General features: G+C 69.1%; 16 protein-coding genes. 6 read left to right on the top strand and 10 right to left on the bottom strand.

The genetic code is table 11. The features are described from left to right. Positions 1-67 precede the first annotated feature (67 nt). Both BLS11_RS03315 and BLS11_RS03310 read left to right on the top strand, forming a co-directional pair. Positions 68-913 (top strand): cytochrome B, encoded by an 846-nt coding sequence (locus tag BLS11_RS03315; protein ID WP_092532879.1) that lies wholly within the window; start codon positions 68-70, stop codon positions 911-913. A gap of 113 nt (positions 914-1026) precedes the next feature. Continuing rightward, positions 1027-2598, top strand: coding sequence for a succinic semialdehyde dehydrogenase (locus BLS11_RS03310; protein ID WP_092532876.1), 1572 nt, complete (start codon positions 1027-1029; stop codon positions 2596-2598). On the opposite strand, the gene BLS11_RS03305 is transcribed toward BLS11_RS03310, so the two are convergent. The 3 genes from BLS11_RS03305 to BLS11_RS03295 form a co-directional block, all read right to left on the bottom strand. After that, the gene (locus tag BLS11_RS03305; protein WP_175454383.1) at positions 2585-2848 is read right to left on the bottom strand and encodes a ubiquitin-like small modifier protein 1; all 264 of its coding nucleotides are present in this window, start codon (positions 2846-2848) and stop codon (positions 2585-2587) included. The genes BLS11_RS03310 and BLS11_RS03305 overlap by 14 nt on opposite strands. Before the next feature lie 94 nt (positions 2849-2942). Next, on the bottom strand, positions 2943-4154 hold the full coding sequence (locus tag BLS11_RS03300) for a TrkA C-terminal domain-containing protein (protein ID WP_245698662.1): 1212 nt from the start codon (positions 4152-4154) through the stop codon (positions 2943-2945). After that, positions 4151-5401 (bottom strand): potassium channel family protein, encoded by a 1251-nt coding sequence (locus BLS11_RS03295; protein WP_092532870.1) that lies wholly within the window; start codon positions 5399-5401, stop codon positions 4151-4153. The genes BLS11_RS03300 and BLS11_RS03295 overlap by 4 nt, the downstream gene beginning before the upstream one ends. A gap of 102 nt (positions 5402-5503) precedes the next feature. On the opposite strand from BLS11_RS03295, the gene BLS11_RS03290 reads away from it, so the two are divergent. Continuing rightward, a complete protein-coding gene (locus BLS11_RS03290; protein WP_092532866.1) occupies positions 5504-6715 on the top strand; it encodes an NAD-binding protein in 1212 nt (403 codons plus the stop codon). 21 nt (positions 6716-6736) lie between these two features. Here BLS11_RS03290 and BLS11_RS03285 read toward each other — a convergent pair whose 3' ends face one another. The 5 genes from BLS11_RS03285 to BLS11_RS03265 all read right to left on the bottom strand — a co-directional run bounded on the left by BLS11_RS03285 (position 6737) and on the right by BLS11_RS03265 (position 11923). Continuing rightward, on the bottom strand, positions 6737-8197 hold the full coding sequence (locus BLS11_RS03285) for a universal stress protein (RefSeq protein ID WP_092532863.1): 1461 nt from the start codon (positions 8195-8197) through the stop codon (positions 6737-6739). Beyond that, positions 8198-8926 (bottom strand): nucleoside phosphorylase, encoded by a 729-nt coding sequence (locus BLS11_RS03280; RefSeq protein WP_092532860.1) that lies wholly within the window; start codon positions 8924-8926, stop codon positions 8198-8200. Between the two features lie 610 nt (positions 8927-9536). Then, a complete protein-coding gene (locus tag BLS11_RS03275; RefSeq protein ID WP_092532857.1) occupies positions 9537-10049 on the bottom strand; it encodes a hypothetical protein in 513 nt (170 codons plus the stop codon). Positions 10050-10110: 61 nt separating this feature from the next. After that, a complete protein-coding gene (locus tag BLS11_RS03270; protein WP_092532855.1) occupies positions 10111-10974 on the bottom strand; it encodes an ATP-dependent ribose-1-phosphate kinase in 864 nt (287 codons plus the stop codon). A gap of 115 nt (positions 10975-11089) precedes the next feature. Continuing rightward, the gene (locus BLS11_RS03265) at positions 11090-11923 is read right to left on the bottom strand and encodes a DUF63 family protein (RefSeq protein ID WP_092532852.1); all 834 of its coding nucleotides are present in this window, start codon (positions 11921-11923) and stop codon (positions 11090-11092) included. Positions 11924-11981: 58 nt separating this feature from the next. Here BLS11_RS03265 and BLS11_RS03260 point away from each other — a divergent pair, with 58 nt between their 5' ends. Further along, the gene (locus BLS11_RS03260) at positions 11982-12215 is read left to right on the top strand and encodes a hypothetical protein (protein ID WP_092532849.1); all 234 of its coding nucleotides are present in this window, start codon (positions 11982-11984) and stop codon (positions 12213-12215) included. A gap of 629 nt (positions 12216-12844) precedes the next feature. After that, entirely contained in the window at positions 12845-13483 is a 639-nt protein-coding gene (deoC, locus tag BLS11_RS03255; protein WP_092532846.1) for a deoxyribose-phosphate aldolase, read from the top strand. A gap of 16 nt (positions 13484-13499) precedes the next feature. Here deoC and BLS11_RS03250 read toward each other — a convergent pair whose 3' ends face one another. Together BLS11_RS03250 and BLS11_RS03245 are read right to left on the bottom strand one after the other, a co-directional pair. Further along, complete coding sequence (locus BLS11_RS03250) at positions 13500-14738, bottom strand: PQQ-binding-like beta-propeller repeat protein (protein WP_175454364.1); 1239 nt, start codon at positions 14736-14738, stop codon at positions 13500-13502. Positions 14739-14790: 52 nt separating this feature from the next. After that, positions 14791-15438 (bottom strand): PQQ-binding-like beta-propeller repeat protein, encoded by a 648-nt coding sequence (locus BLS11_RS03245; RefSeq protein WP_139172757.1) that lies wholly within the window; start codon positions 15436-15438, stop codon positions 14791-14793. Positions 15439-15552: 114 nt separating this feature from the next. On the opposite strand from BLS11_RS03245, the gene BLS11_RS03240 reads away from it, so the two are divergent. Continuing rightward, the gene (locus tag BLS11_RS03240) at positions 15553-16806 is read left to right on the top strand and encodes a tRNA (N(6)-L-threonylcarbamoyladenosine(37)-C(2))-methylthiotransferase (RefSeq protein ID WP_092534460.1); all 1254 of its coding nucleotides are present in this window, start codon (positions 15553-15555) and stop codon (positions 16804-16806) included. The last annotated feature ends 13 nt before the right edge of the window (positions 16807-16819 follow it).

Raw genomic sequence — 16819 nt, 5'->3', positions numbered from 1 at the left:
ACGGCGTCGCTATCGCCTCGAACGGGGGTTTCGTCACCCTTTTTACCGGCGGCACGAACTGTCCGATATGAGCGAGAGCGACAAGTATCCCGAAGACTCGGGACGCCGTCGGTTCGTGAAAGGGGTCGTCGGAGGGGCGGCCCTCGCGGGCGTCGGCGCGACAGGGGCAACCGCCATCAACAGCGCGACTTCCTCCACGGGTGCCGGCGGCGGGACCACGGAGGCGTACGCCATCGAGAACGTCGCGGGTCCCGCGCCGCGCGGGATGCCGCAGATACCCATCGAAATCGACGACGAGGGGTATCTGAAAGGCGTCTGGCCGGAGGTCAAAACCGTCGAGGAGAACGGGGTTTCCGTCCAAGTGGCGGAGACGGAGAACTACAAGGGAACCGGCGTCACCTACTCCTCGGAGTGGTTCCAGTACTGCGGCGTCGAGTCCTACGCGGGCCTCCAACCCGACTACGACAGCGACAACTACTTCGTCGTCGGTTCGAACCCCGGCTACGAGTGGATGTCGGACCTCTCGCAGGGCGACCGACTCAACGTCAGCATGTTCGACGACTACCAAGATTGGGGCAACGGCATCGGTCAGGCCGGCCTCGGAAAGCCCGCGACGGGAACGTGGCGCTCTCAGGACGCCGAGGACACCATCCCGATCCAGGTCATCCGCTCCGAGAAGATAAAGCAGATGGCGGAGAACGACCCGTGGATCAAAGCGTCCACCCAAGACGGATTCATGGCGTGGCTGAACAAGTGTACGCACTTCTGCTGCGTCCCCGGCTACAAGCAGACCGAAGACGCCGCCAAGTTCGACGCCGCGGACGACGTGTACTGTCAGTGTCACCAGTCCGTCTACGACCCCTTCAGCATCGTCCAGACGCTGTTCGTCGCCCGTCCGCGTCCGGAGTCGTAAGGTCGCCCGCACGGACACGAACCGCGTTCGCGCGGCGTAGGTAGTCCGCAGTCTCTCGTTCTCGCTTCGTTCGTTCCACGTCCGTTATATGACGCGCCGGCGAACGTCGGCCCGTGACTTCCTCCACCCCCTCCTCGGCCCGCCGTTCGCGCCTCGACGCACTCGCCTCGCGCGTCGAGACGACCGACGACCGACCGACGCTCGCAGTCGAGTCGCCGTACGACGCGCGGACGCTCGGGTCGGTTCCCACCTGCACGCCCGCCGACGTGGAGTCGGCGTTCGCCCGCGCCCGCGAGGCGCAGGCGGAGTGGGCGGACCGCCCCCTCGACGAGCGAATCGCGGTGTTCGACCGCTTCCACGACCGCCTCCTCGACGCGAAGTCCGACGTGTTGGACCTCGCGCAGGCCGAGACGGGGAAGTCGAGACTCGACGCCCACGAGGAACTCGTCGACGTCGCCGCCACCGCCCGCTACTACGCGAACAACGCCGCCGAGTACCTCGCGAGTCGGCGGCGACGCGGCGCGATTCCCCTACTGACGCGGGTGGTCGAACACCGTCACCCCGTCGGCGTCGTCGGCGTCATATCGCCGTGGAACTACCCCATCACGCTCGCCGTCTCCGACGCGATTCCCGCCCTGGTGGCGGGGAACGCCGCGGTGCTGAAACCAGACGAGGGGACGCCGTTCACCGCCCTCCGCCTCGCCGAACTGCTCGTCGAGTCCGGACTGCCCGCCGACCTCCTCCCCGTGGTGACGGGTCGCGGCCCGGACCTCGGCGAGGCGTTGGTCGCGGAGGCCGACCACGTCTGCTTCACGGGCAGCACCGAGGTGGGTCGCACCGTCGCCGAGAACGCCGGACGACAGCTCACGGACTGTTCGCTCGAACTCGGCGGGAAGAACCCGCTCTTGGTCCTCGCCGACGCGGACGTCGACGCCGCCGCCCGCGGTGCCGCCCGCGGGTGCTTCGCGAACGCGGGGCAACTCTGCATCTCGGCCGAACGGGTGTACGTCGATTCGTCGGTTCGAGACGCGTTCCTCGACGCGTTCGTCCGCGAGACGCGGCGGTTGTCGCTCGGGGCGAGCTACGACTACGACGCGGACGTGGGCTCTCTCGCCTCCGAGGCGCAACTGGAGAAGGTGGAGTCGCACGTCGAGGACGCGAGAGAGAAGGGCGCGACGGTGCTGACGGGGGGACGCCGCCGCACCGACGCGGGGCCGTACTTCTACGATCCGACCGTCCTGACGGACGTGACGCCGGAGATGACGCTCTCCGGCGAGGAGACGTTCGGTCCCGTCGCCGCCGTCTACGAGGCGTCGGGCATCGCCGACGCCGTCGAACGCGCAAACGAGGGACCGTACGGCCTGACCGCGAGCGTCTGGGCCGAGGACACGACGCGGGCCGAACAGGCCGCCGCCCGAATCGAGGCGGGGTCGGTGAGCATCAACGACGCCTACGCGGCGGCGTGGGCGTCGCTGGACGCGCCGATGGGCGGCGTGGGCGACTCCGGCCTCGGCCGCAGACACGGCGAGGAGGGGATGGTCCGGTTCACCGAACCTCAAACCGTCGCCACGCAACACGGCGGACCCATCGTCCGGCCCGAGGGCGTGTCGAGACGCCTCTGGGTCGGGCTGATGGAGGCGAACGTCCGCGTCTCGAAGTGGCTCTCTTCGTTCACCCGCCGCTGACCGGCGGGAACAGCGCCAACTCGTCGCCGTCGGCGACCGGTTCGGAGAACTCCGCGGCGCTCCCGTTCCGCAGGAGGTTCACGTGCTCTTTTAGGTCCCCGTCCTCGTCGAGAACTCGGTCGCCGAGGGCCTCTCTGTCTTCGAGGAGTGCGTCGAGGGCGTCGCGCACCGTGGCGTCCGAGGAGACGCGAACGTCCGTCGTTCGGCCGCCCGCCGCCTCCGCGAGGTCCGCGAACATCTTCCAGCGCACCGTAGTCATGGTAGTACCTCTCCGGGGCGGGAAAATGAGGGTTGCGCCCGCGGCCGAACGGCGGGGTCGCAGTCCGGCGTCGCGAAGGCGTCGGTCAGTCGTCCGCCGCGGGGGCGTCCGCCTCCGCCGCCGCGGCCCGGCGGGAGACGCGCCGAATCGTCTCCGGTCGGGCGACGACGTAGACCACGTCGCCCGGTCCGAGTTCCCGAGAGCGCGACGGAATCGCCTCGACGGTTCCGTCGGCGGGTTTGACGGCGACGACGGTGGCGTCGGTCTCTCTGAGCGTCAGTCCGTCGAGTTCGCTCCCCGCCTCGACGGTGACGGACTCCATCGTCTCGTCGGCGGCGCGGAGGAGCGACCCGAACTCGTGTTCCGCGCCGGGTTCGTTCGGGAGCGTGATGATGCGGTACGACTCCTCGGGGTCCAACTCGGCGGCCTCGTCCTCGTCTAAGACGACGGTGGCCACGTCGCCCGCGGCGACGCGGAGTTCCGCCGTCGCCGCGCGTTCTGGTTCCCCCCCGGGGCCGACGCGCCACAGTTGGACGGCGTCGCCCGCACTCGCCCCCGCGCCGGGGTCCGCGCGGACCGCGACCGCCGCCGTCCCCGGCGCGAGCGTCGGCCCGATGCCCGCGGCGCGGCGGCCGACGGCGAGGTAGGTGACTGCGCCGTCCTTCGCCAACTCCACGTCCACGTGTCCGACGCCGTAGTCCGTCTTCAGACGCTCCGTGACCCGTTCGACCAGTTCGCCGTCGCGGAGGCGGCGGGGGAACAGCAGCGTCTTGCCCGCCATCGCCTCCTTGCGGTCCTCGGTGACGGGTTCGTAGCCGTCGATGTCGCCGATGTCGTCGGCCGAGTCGGGGAGTCGGATGCCGCGGACGCGACCGACCGTGCGGACGAGTCGGCCCACCTCCGCGTCGATTTCGCGCGCGCCGGCGACGGCGAACACGTCGGTGGCGATGCGGTCGCCTATCGCGAGTCCCGTCGGGGCGACGAGGACGGCCAGACCGAGTGCGGCCACGTTCATCAGCATCGTCGTCGGTTCGAACACCGCGGCCGCGGACGCCGCCGGGTCCGTCGCGGCCCTGAACAGGCCGACCGCTTGGCGCGGGACGGCGACGGCGGACCCCGCGAACATCGCGGTTATCCACGCGGGGATGCGCTCTTTGGTGTACCAGCGGTAGACAACCGCTACCGCGGCGGCGGCGACCATGGCGAGCAACCCGAGGCCGAGTACCTCGCCGACGAGGAGTCCCAGTTCCGCGTCGATGCCGAAGTCTTCGAGGCCGAGTCGCGAGAGGACGCTCACGCGACCACCTCCGCGAACGCGTCGAGGTCGGTGGCGCTTCCGACGGCTATCAGGTCGTCGCCCGCCTCGATTCGGTGCTCGCCGCGGGGGGCCAACGACCACCTCCCGTCGCTTCTGACGGCGAGTACCGCCACGGAGAACTGGTCGCGGACGGTCGCCTCCCCGAGCGTCGATCCGTCCAACGCCCCGCCCTCGCGCACGGTGAGTCGGCGGAAGCGCTTGCCCGCGCGGCGGAGCAGGTTGACGAGTTCGAACTCCCGGCGGACGCCGCGGGAGCGAACGACGAACCGGTCCACGTCGGCGGAGACGAGGCGCGTGGCGGCCCGCCGGTCCACCGCCAGCGTCGCGCGGCACTCGCCGCCCGCGGCGGTCGGAACCGCCTCCGGCGCGGGGGCCTCGGCGTCGGCGTCGGAGTCACCGTCGCTTCCGCCGTCAGTGAGGGCCGCGTCGTCGCTCGATTTCGGGTCGGACTTCTTCGCTTCGCCGTCCACGACGCCGAGCACCGTCGCGTCGAACTCGTCGCCGTCGGCGACCACCGTCACCTCGTCGCCCCGGCCGACGCCCGTCGGGACGAGTGCGGTCACCGACACCGCCCGCTTTCCGGTGGCGAGTCGCTTCGAGAGCCCGCTCATCGGCGGCGCGGCGGCGACCGTCGCCCGCGCCCGTTCGTCGAGCGCCACGGACACGTCCGCGAGGTCGAACTCCGTTCGGAGGCGGTCCGCAAAGCGCGTCTCCAGTTCGTCGAGGGGGAGGTCGGCGGGGAACGTCCACTCGCCGGTCGAAATCTCCTCTCGGAGTTCCGGCGAGAGCGGTGGGTACCCCTCCACGTCGGAGACGTCGCCGGCGACGGTGACGCGGACCTGTCCGTGGTTCCCGACCAACTCCACGACGTCCGCCGAGAGCGTTCGCGCGCTGAACCGCCCGAAGGAGAGCCTGCGCGGCAGGTTCGCTCCCATCTTGTCTCCCTGCGCGTGCGCGTACAGCGTCGCCATCAACACGACGAGGAGGGCGACGGTGAGTCGGACTTGGTTCTCGGAGGCGGTGAGAGAGGGGTCCGCGAGGGCCAACAGGCCGCCGTTGAGGCCGGCGATGGCGACGCCGAGACCCACGACGGCCAGACCGGGGATGGTGATGCCCGTGAAGTACTTGAAACCGAACCCAAGCGCCCACGCGATGAGGGCCGGGACGAACCCCGTGAGCACCCCGAGATAGAGTCCGTAGAGCAGTTCGATGGGGAGTGACGCCATACGACGTACGAATTCCCCGAACTGATTACTGTTTCCGTATCCGCGGCGCGCCGGACGCCGCGGTCCGAGGGCCTTTATAGCGGGGGGCGGTCACGAAGGGACATGGCACCCGAATGGGCGGGCAAGTACGCGCAGTGGGTCGGTACCCGCGCGTCGTTTCTCTCGACGTTGCTCGTCGGGATTCTGGCCGTCGTCACCGGCCTCGCCAACATCGGCGCGGGGTTCGCCGGCAGCGTCGTCGTCTTCGGCGTCACCGTCCCCGGCGTCGTCCGCCAGATCACGGCGTTCACCGGGACCATCACCGGGTTTCTGCTCCTCTTGAGCGCGTTCGGCCTCCGCCGCGGACTGCGCGCTGCGCTGTACGCCGTCCTCGCACTCGTCCCGATAACGGTGGCGCAGTCGGTGTTGCAGTCCACCAACCGCTCGATTCCGCTGTTGACGCTCTCCGTCGTCACGTTCGTCCTCGTGCTCCTCAACCGGAAGTCGTTCGACCGCGATTTGGACGTGACGACGACGCAAGTCGCGGCGCTGAGCGCCCTCGCCGGGTCGCAGGCGTACGGCACCATCGGGACGTTCACCCTCCGGGAGGACCACTTCAACGGCGTCAACAACCTGCTGGACGCGTTCTACTTCTCGCTCGTCACGGGCAGCACCGTCGGCTACGGCGACATCACGCCCAGTACGGCCGTCGGCGAACTGTTCACGCTGTCGATGCTCGTGCTCACCGTCTCGTCGTTCGCGGCGGTGGCGGGCGTCGTCCTCTCTCCGCTCATCGAAACGCGACTGTCGAAAGCACTCGGACGCATGACCGAACAACAGCTCGAACTCCTCGAAAACCACGTCCTCGTCCTCGGCCACGGGGACCTGACGGAACCGATACTCGAAGAACTCTCCGGCCAGCGCACCGTCGTCGTCGTGACGCCGAACGAGGAACGCGCGCGCCGCCTCTCCGAACGGGGCTACACCGCCCACACGGGCGACCCGAGCGACGAGCAGACCCAACGGACAGCGCGGATCGAGTCGGCGGCGGCCGTCGTCACGGCGACGAACAACGACGCCGAGGACGCCCTCGCCATCCTGACGGCGCGGGAACTCAACCCCGACGTGACCATCGTCGCGGCGGTGACCCAACGCGAGAACGCGGACAAACTGAAGCGCGCCGGCGCGGACACCGTCATCAGCCCGATATCGCTCGGGGCGCACTTCCTCGCGGAGTCCGCACTCGGCGGCGAGAACGTCGAGGAACTCGAACGGCGCCTGCTGGGCGGCGACGCCTCCGCGGACGCCGCCGACGGCGGGTCGAATTCGGAGTGACTGCGGGCGAGCGGTCCGGTCTCACGGGTTGCCGCGGTTGAACACGGCCACGTCGCAGTCGGCTTCGTGGATGCGCCGGAAGGTGGGCGGCGAGACGAACCGCGACGCCGCCGACCGTTCGTGACTCGACCCGATGACCAACAGGTCGTACCCGGAGGCGTTTGCGCGGACGAACGACGACACGTCCGACCGCGACACCCGCGTCTCGATCGGTCCCTCCACCGTCTCGACGACGTTCGCGAGGCGACTCTCCGCGGCGCGACGCTCCACCTCGTTCGAGATGCAGGTCGTGACGCTGACGATGCCGGTCCGGCGCGCGAGCCTCGTCGCGAAGTCTATCATCGCGTGGGCCGTATCGCCCGGCCGCGCGACGAGGACGAGGATGCGCCGCCACCGCCGCGTCTCGGTCGTAGAGCGGAACGCGACGGTGTCCAACGGGCCGCGGAAGACGCCGCGGACGTAGTTCGAGAGCACCCCGCGCTCTTCCTCGTACGGCGTCACCACGAGGTCGCAGTTGGCGTTCTCGGCGGTTTCGAGCGTCGTCGGAATCGGCTCGCCGGCCGCCACCACGACTTCGCAGGGGACGCCGACGCGCGTCCGTATCTCGGAGGCGCACGACTCCAGTCGCTCTATCGCCTCGTCGGCCTCCCGCGACCGGAGGTCCTCCTCGGCCGTCGGTCCGGCGGCGTCTAACTCCTCTCCCTCCCCGCCGTCCGCCTCGGCCGAACCGCCCCCCTCGGCGACGCGTTCCGGCGGCACGATATCGAGGAGGACGACCTTTCCGGCCTCGTGGGCGGCGGCGAGGCGCGCGCCGAACATCGCCGTCGCTCGGGCCGTCTCGCCCCGCATCGGCACCAACACGTGGTCGTCGCCGCGGACCGTCTCGTAGAGGTACCGGGCGCGTCTCTCGTAGAACCGCGACCGCCAGACGACGAAGACGAGGGCGACGATGGACGCAGACAGGAAGATGCTCACCACGTACTCCGCGGGGTCTACCTCCCTCGCGACGAGGGTGAGAAGCGCCGTCGAGAACGCCGACGGCACCTCCACGTCGGCGGCCCACGTCACGACGCCGGTGAACAACACGGCGAGAGCGGCGCTCTCGGGGTGGACGAGCGTCCCGTTCGTCGGCCCGTAGAGCAGTTGCCCCACCTCGAAGGCGGCCAGACCGCAGAGCGCCCCCGCGGTGAGGCCGGCGACGAACTTCTTCGGGTCCGCGTACCGGCCCTCGGGGTCCGAAAACAGGGTGTACGTCCCCGAAGCGAGGGGCGGAAACAGGAGGTAGTAGAACCGCGGGACGACGTTCGAGAGGTAGGTGACGAACGCGATGAGGAGGGGGACGACGAGGACGACGATGAGGTGAAGCAGGTTGTTCGTGTTCTGTAGCCACCGCCGGAACTCCGACGCCTCTCGTCTCTCGAACCGCCGCAGTCGCCCGACGAGGAGCGACAACCGCGAGAGGAGGTGCCGGAGTCGGCCCATCTACGCGAGCGTCGTCACCGCGTCGAGCGTGAGCGAGATGGCCCGTTCGACGTTGTTCTTCGCCTTCTCGGGCAGTTCCTCGTCGGAGTCCGCACCCTTCTGCGTCCCCTCGACGAGGTTACCGTCCACCGTGCAGATGGCCCCGGCGCGCATGCCCTTGCGGCGCGCGAGGGCGAACACCGTCGCCGCCTCCATCTCGACTGCGAGCAGGTTCGCGTCCTCCCAGTCCTCGACGAACTCCTCGGACTCGTTGTAGAACGCGTCGTCGGAGACGATGGGGCCGACGTGGACGTCCTCGTCGTTCGCCTCGGCGGACTCGACGAGAGACGTGAGAACCTCGTAGTCCGGCACGGCCGGGTAGACGGCGGACTCGTAGCGCTTGGAGGTGCCCTCCTCCTTCGCCGCGCCCGTCGCCACAATCATGTCGCCGACTTCGATGCCCGTCTGAAGCGCGCCGATGGTGCCGACGCGAATCACGGTGTCGACGCCGACGCGCGACAGTTCCTCGACGGCGATTGCCGCGGACGGACAGCCGATACCCGTCGAACAGATGGTGAGCGGGATGCCCTCGTACGTCGCGTTCACTACCTTGTACTCGCGGTTCGAGGAGACTTCCTCCACGTCCTCACACTGGGCGGCGATTCGGTCCACACGCCCCGGGTCGCCCGGGACGAGTGCGATGTCGTTTACGTCTCCCTCCGACACGAGCAGATGGGGCTGTTTTGCCATACTGGCGTCGTCTCGTGTCTGCGTCAAAAGCGCCGCGGTACGAGACTCGCGGGCGCAGTTTCGGGGGACGGCGGCCGGGTTGTCGGCGCGGTGCACGCTCGACCGGCGAGACTGGTACGTTAGGCGGAGTTTAACCGAGTCTAACGTGTGGTCGGGAGCGATTACCGGTTCGTACGTTGCAGGTAACTAACTGGGTTCCCCCCGGAGGTGTACGTGGCCGTCGGGCACTGTCCGCGGCCGCCGGACGATGGAGTCGGCGGTGGAACGCCCCCCTCGTTTCACCCCTCGTCGCTCCGCAGAACGGTGCGGCGGTTTCCGTCGGTGCGGCGAGTGCGCCTCGGACTGCGGTCGGCAACGGGTCTTCCCCCGACCCATCCCCCACCCCCACGTCCCCTTCCCGTCTCTGTGGTCCGGGCCGCGTTCCGCGGATGGGCGCGACGGCACACCCGTCCCCCTCTCGAACATGGACGCTCCGTGTTGCGGCCTCGGTCGCGTGCCGCAACTCCCCCGAAATTCCCCCCTTCTCCGGCCCCTCGTTCGTGACGCTCGGCGGTTCGAACCGAGAGTTCGGACCGTGTCGGTTCGGACCATCACATTCGGACCGCAGCGTTCAGACCACGGCCGTCAGAAACGGCGCGACGAGGACGAACCCCGCGCCGAAGACGAGCGACGACCGGAGCCACTGGCCGCAGACGGCCGTCGAGCGCTCCTCGTATATCGACCGCCCGGCGCGCGGGAGGACGACGTGCGCGAAGAACGAGTAGATGAACAGGACGACGACGACGGCGGCGACGACGTGCGGGACGACGCCGACGCGGCCCACGACCGGTCCCACGGGGAGCAAGAGCGCCAACACCAGATAGAGAAGCGCGTACAGCGCCCCGGCCAGAACGCCGACCGCGTGGTGGACGACGTTCGCGCCGAGGAATCCCACGTCCTCCGGCGAGACGCGCAGGAGGACGGCGGCGGCGACGTACGCGGGGGTGAACCCCTCCTCCTGTTGGACCATCGCGACGTCCATGGCGAACGACGCCACGAGGCCCGCGAGCGCACACAGAGCGACGAAGAGCGGTGCCTCGCCGGGGTCGAACAGGCCGACGACGGCGAGGGCGACGGGCTGCATTCGTCAGAACGACGCGACGGCGGCAGATAAGGGCACGGTTCCGTTCCGGCCGCTTTCGCCCTCAGTCGCCGAGGAACGAGCGGACCTTCTCGCGGGAGAGGCTCCCCTGCGAACCGGGGCAAGAGGAGAGTATCGCGCCGCAGGCGTTCGCCACCGCGAGGGCGCGTTCGAAGTCCGCGCCGTCTGTCAACGCCGAGAGGAACCCCGCGGCGAAGGCGTCGCCCGCGCCGGTGGTGTCCACCGCGTCGATGGGGTAGCCCGGGTGGGCGGTTCTGTCGTCGTCGTGGCGCACCTCCGCGCCGTCGGGGCCGTGTTTGAGAACGAGCGTCTGGTCGGCCAACTCGAAGGCGTCCAACGCGAGTGCGGCCTCGCGGTCGTTGAGAAACAGGTAATCGACGGTCGAGATGGCCGTCGAGTAGGCTCGCTCGCCGATGCGCCGTCCGGGGTCGAAGCTCACGGTGAGTCCGGCGTCCTGCGCCCGTCTCGCCAGTTCGGTCGCCGTCTCCGGTCGTTGGCTCGTGAGGTGGAGGTGGTCCGCGCGTTCCAGCGCCGTCGGTGGCAGGTCGTCGGCGTCGAACGCCTCGTTCGCGCCGGCACAGCCGAGAACCATCACCTCGCCGCTCGGTTCGACGACGATGTACTTCGTCGCCGTCTCGCCGTCCGGAACGGTGACGACGTGCTCGCAGTCGACGCCCGCGGAAGCGAGTTCCTCGCGGGCGGTCCGGCCGTGGTCGTCGTCGCCGACGCTCCCCAGAAGCGACGCCTCCTCGTCGAGTTCGACGAGTCCGCGGGCGACGTTGGAGGCGCTTCCGCCGCCCGACGCCGCCCGGGACTCGACGGACGCCTCGCCGTCGGGTTCGGGGAGGGTATCGACGCGAAACAGCACGTCCCAGTTCACGTGACCGGCGCAGACGATGCGGGACATCTGACGAGGGGTCGCCCGCCGCGCCTAAAAACGCTCGCGTCAGTGGAAGCGACGCGGACCGACCGTCACCTCGCGCGTCCGCGCCCGCGGCGGGAGTCGTCGGCCCGCCGAGGACTCAGGCGACGGTGAAGAGAAGCAGGTTGTGCGCGCCGGGGCCGAGGCCCACCGCCGCGACGAACCCGAGGAGGAGGAACCCCTCTGTCGGGTCCTCCCGCACGTAGTCGGCGAACAGGGAGACGACGCCGCAGACGACGGCGAGTTTCACGAGGACGAACAGCCACCCGCCGCCGAGGTAGGGGTCCGTCGGGAGTCCGTGGGCGAACTCGATGATGAACCGCGAGAGCGGCGTTCGCTCGCCGAAGCCCAGCAGGTCAACCCCGACGGCGGTGGAGACGGCGTCGAGGGCGTGCCCGAAGACGGCGAGGCCGCCGACCGCCCCCGTCGCCGCCGCGGGCGGGTACGCGCGGACGAGAACCGCCCACGCGGCGGCGGCGACGACGGTGGAGGCGACCAGCCCGATACCGGGAACCGCGGGCGAGAGCGTCCCGCGCGACGCGCCGACGAGGAGGACCGCCGCGGACGCCGCGAGGGCGAGAACCGCGCCGACGCCGCCGAGGACGCGGGCCGCGGAGTCGGTGCCGTCCGCCTCGCCCTCGCCGCCGAGGCGCGCGTCGGTGGCCACCCACGTCGCCACGCCGAGGATCGCCACCGTGACGTAGACGGCGGGCGTGCCCGCGAGGGGGCGGACGACGCCGGGGAGCGAATCGAGGACGTAGAGGACGTGCAGCGCCGACCCCAGAACCATCCACGGCGCGAACGCGAGGATGCGGCCGGGCGTCACCGCCGGGCGTCGGCGGTACGCCTCGCGTCCGACCTCCGCCGCCGCGACGAACAAGAGAGCGAGGTACGTCGGCGGCGGGAGCGAGAACCCTTCCGGAAGTATCGCCATGGCGGGAGGGGCGCGGGGGCGGCGTGAAAGCCTTACGGAAGGTCGTCGACGGTGTCGTATGGTCTCCGACAGCGACGGCCCCTCGACCGAAGTCGAATCCGGCCTCCCCGAGTTCTCTCCGGGGTGGGCGATACTGTTCATGCTCCTCGGGAGTCTGGCGACGCTTATCTCCCTCGTCGCCGTCGGCGCGCTATCGGCCGAGTTCGTGCAGTCGGCGGTGGTTCCGTTGGGCGCGTTCGCCGTCGGCGTCTCGGTCGTCTGGTGGGTGCTGGAAACCTATCAAAATCGGTAGCGAGCGTATCGGTAGTTGGTTGTACAGTTCTTTTATTCGGTTCTCGCCCTGAAACGGAGACTGCTAATTCGCTAAGTAGGAGTACGTATTTATCGATGCTCGGGTCTACTATCCGGCGACCCGTTCACGAACGCGACGGTCGATTCTCCAGGCTACTCCTGCACTCAGTACGGTCATAGCTGCCCCGAACGTTGCGAGCGGAGCGTGTCCGCTCAGTGCGAGTGGAACTCCGATACCGAGGAGACCAAACTGAATCGCCGTTCGCTTCTTCCCATTACGATACGCGGATTGGCTCGTCCAAAGGGAGAAAATGCCGGCGAGTATGCCGAGTAGGAAACTGGTCTGGAGGTTCAGGCCGCCGATCGTCGTTCTCGGAATCTGGGAGATAATAACAGCCCAAATGAGGCTCCCGATGAGGATGACTGCTAAACGGCGGACTGGCATCCATCTCTTACATCTAATCCGATTTCAATAAGCCTCCCGGAGGGGAACGTGAGGTGGCTCCTCTGTACGTATTGGCTGTTTCAGGCTAGGTTCTGAATAGAGAAACCGTACTACGAACGACTGGTAATCGAACGAGGCCCCGGCGAGTCGGCGCGTTTTTGACCCGCCGCGTCGTCGCCTCGCGCATGGACCGAACGGAGTTCGCCGCCCGCATCGACCACACCGTCCTCGGCCCCGAGACGACGCTCGACGACGTGAAACGAGTGTTGGACGAGGCAGACGAGTACGGGATGAACGCCTGCATCCCGCCGTGTTACGTCGCCGAGGCCGACGAGTACGCGCCGGACGTGACGCTCGCGACGGTCATCGGCTTCCCGCACGGCCAGCATTCGACGGCCGCCAAGCACGAGGAAGCGGTCGACGCGTGGCGGGCGGGCGCGGACGAACTCGACGTGGTCGTCAACGTCGGGCGACTCAAAGCCGGCGAGGACGACGCCGTGAGGGAGGACATCGCGGAAGTCGTCGCCGCCGTCCCCATCCCCGTGAAGGTCATCATCGAGACGGCCCTCCTGACCGACGAGGAGAAACACCGCGCCTGCGAGGCGGCCGTCGAGGCGGACGCCGACTTCGTGAAGACGTCCACGGGGTTCGCGGACGGCGGCGCGACGGTCGAAGACGTGGAACTGATGGCCGAGTACCTCCCCGTGAAAGCCAGCGGCGGCGTCGGGTCCTACGAGGAGGCGACGGCGATGTTCGACGCCGGCGCGGAGCGAATCGGCGCGTCCTCGGGCGTCGAACTCGTCTCCGGGCACCCCGACGCCTGACGCACCGTTCGAGAACTCACTCCAGCGCGTAGATGCGCGGCTCCGCGCCCTCGGTTCGCTCGCTCTTTCCGCCCTTCGCCGCGAAAAATAACGCGCCGTCGGCGACGGTGACGCCGTGTTCGACGTACCCCTCCACCGGGAACGTCCACCGTTTCGCGCCGAATCGGACGTCCCCGAGGCCGTATCCGCCGTCGAGGTTCACGGCGACCACGTCGTCGCCCGCGAGGTACCCCACCGACCCGGACGCGGCGGGCGGCGCGCCGAAGTCGCCCTCTATCTCCCAGCGCACCTCGCCCGTCCGGTAGTGCAGACCCCTCGCCCGCGAGAGGTCCGTCCCGACGACGATGCCGTCCGCGAGTGCGAGTGCGCCGTGCGCCGTCGGGCCGTCCGCGGCGTGCCATCTCGTCCGACCGGCGTGGAGACTGCCCGAGAGGTGATAGACGCCGCCGCCGAACGTCCCGGCGTAGACGCTACTCGACCCCTCGACGGCGAGGGCCTCTATCGCCCCGCCGAGTTTCCGCCGCCAGAGGCCGTTCCCGTCGTAGTCGGAGAAACTGTACACCTCGCCGCCGGTCGTTCCCGCGTAGAGCGTAGACGGCGAGTATGCGAGTCTCGACACCTCGCCGAACACCTCGACGGTCCACCGTTCCTCGCCCGTCTCGGGGGCGAGAGCGGCGACCAGTCCCCCCTGCGTGCCGGCGGCGATGCCGTCGTCGACGGGGACCGCGGGCGCGTGGACGTCCGCCTCACCGGGGTTCCACCGCCAGCGTTCCTCGCCGGAGGCGGCGTCGAGGGCGAGGAGTCCGCGCCGGTCCGTCGTTCCGACGTACACCGTACCGTCCACGACGGCGGGCGAGGTGAACTGCGGGGACCCGTAGTTGGCGTCCGTGTCCTCTCGCGTGCCGACGCGCCACTTCTCTTCGCCCGAGGCGGTGTCGAGGGCACGGAGGCTGTCGGCGAGGGGGACGTACGCCGTGTCGCCGACGACGGCGATGCGGCCGGTGGGCCACCCGCCCTCGACGTCCCATCGGACGGACGGTTTCTCCCGCGGACCGACGGGATTGGGGTTGTAACTCGTCGCCTGCGCGTCGAAGTGCGGGAGGGGCCAATCGGTCGTCGCGTCGTCGGGCACCTGTCCGCCGTCTCCTAGGTCGCCGTCGAGTTCTTCGACGCTGTCGAAGCACCCGGCGAGGGAGGCGGTGGTCGCCGCGCCGACGGCCGCGAGGAAGCGCCGTCTGGACGTGTTGGAGGGCATCAGCCGAGAACGTGAGCGAGCAGACATATACTTTCTCAACGGAGACAGTCAGTCACGCAGATTCGAAGGCGACGAGTGCGCTGCCGCCGTCGTCCGCGGAGACGGAGGCGACGAGCAACCCCTCCCCGCCGGAGACGTGCAGCACACCGTCGCTACCTCGGTAAGCGAACCGACGCGCGCCGACTCGGAAGGGACCGACCGACACCCGGCCGCGCAGCCGCGTCGCGGTGAGTCTCTCCCCGCCGGTGTAAACCGTCTCGCCGACGACGACGGGGTTCGTGTCGCCGGTCCCGGTTTCGAGGGTCCACCGTCGTTGCCCGCCCGCGGCGTCGAGTGCCACCGTTCCTCGGCCGGCGTCCTCGTCCGGGTCCGGGGACCACAACACGTCGCCCGATTCGGCGTCGACGGCGACGACGGTGGTCATGACGGGGGCGTACACCGCGCCGTCGGCGATGGCCGCCTGTGCCGACAGGCGTTCGCCCCGGAGTCGCCACCGCTCTGCGACGCCGCCGGTCGGTGCAGTACCGTCGGGCGCGTAGTTCGTGTTCGCGGCGTCGTGGCCGAACGACCGCCACGAGGGGTCGTCGCCGGCCTCCACCGCCGCTTCGTTACTGCCGTTCGAGAGACAGCCGGAAACCGCACACAGAGACAGCGCACCGCACACGCGGAGTACGTCTCGTCTGGAAACCGTGGAGGGCATCTGACTCGTATCACCACGGCCGAAGTGTATCTCTTCTGTAACGTTCGCCGTTCGCGGCCGTCGGGCCGTACCGTCGCGCTTTTGGCCGCCGAACCGATATCTCACGACGACCGAATGGCCCGATATCACATCGAGACGTACGGCTGCACCTCGAACCGCGGCGAGAGCCGCGCCATCGAGAGCGCGCTCCGCGACGCGGGCCACTACCGCGTTGACGGACCCGAGGAGGCCGACGTCGCCATCATGAACACCTGTACGGTCGTGGAGAAGACGGAGCGGAACATGCTCCGCCGGGCCAAAGAACTGGAGGAGGAGACGGCCGACCTCATCATCACCGGCTGTATGGCGCTCGCGCAGGGCGAGGAGTTCCGCGAGGAGGACGTCGACGCCCAGATTCTCCACTGGGACGACGTGCCCACCGCCGTCACGAACGGCGAGTGTCCGACGCCCGGCCCCGGCGTCGAACCCGTCTTAGACGGCGTCGTCGGCATCCTCCCCATCGCCCGGGGCTGTATGTCGAACTGCTCGTACTGCATCACGAAGTTCGCCACCGGGCGCGTGGACTCGCCGTCCGTCGAGGAGAACGTCGAGAAGGCCCGCGCCCTCGTCCACGCCGGCGCGAAGGAGATTCGCATCACCGGCCAAGATACGGGCGTCTACGGCTGGGACGACGGCGACCGGAAGTTGCCCGAACTGCTGGACCGCATCTGCTCGGAGATAGACGGCGACTTCCGCGTCCGACTCGGCATGGCGAACCCCGGCGGCATCCACGGCATCCACGAGGAACTCGTCGAGGTGTTCGCCGAACACGAGGAGCTGTACAACTTCATCCACCTGCCCGTCCAGTCCGGTTCGGACACGGTATTAGAGGACATGCGCCGCCAGCACCGCGTGGAGAAGTTCGTCGAGATAGTCGAGACGTTCGACCGGGAGTTGGAGTACTGGACGCTCTCGACGGACTTCATCGTCGGCTTCCCCACCGAGACGGACGCCGACCACGCCCAGAGCATGGCCCTGTTCAAAGAAGTCCGCCCGGAGAAGGTGAACATCACGCGCTTCTCGAAGCGCCCCGGCACCGACGCCGCCGAGATGAAGGGCCTCGGCGGGACGGTGAAGAAGGAGCGCTCGAAGGAGATGTCCGAGTTGAAGATGGACGTCGTCGCGGAGGCGTACGAGGAGATGGTCGGCGAGACGCACCGCGTGATGGCCGTCGAGGAGGGCACCGGCGACTCCGTGAAGTGCCGCGACGAGGCGTACCGCCAGATTATCGTCCAGAACGCCTCCGACCACGGCGTCGAACCCGGCGACTTCCTCGACGTGGAAGTGACGAGTCACCAGACCGTCTACGCGTTCGGCGACCCCGTCTGAGCGGGTCGGTTCC

The organism is Halopelagius longus (assembly GCF_900100875.1).
Classification (GTDB): domain Archaea; phylum Halobacteriota; class Halobacteria; order Halobacteriales; family Haloferacaceae; genus Halopelagius; species Halopelagius longus.
Note: the sequence above shows the minus strand (reverse complement) of the source record. Positions and strands in the feature narration are given on the sequence as shown.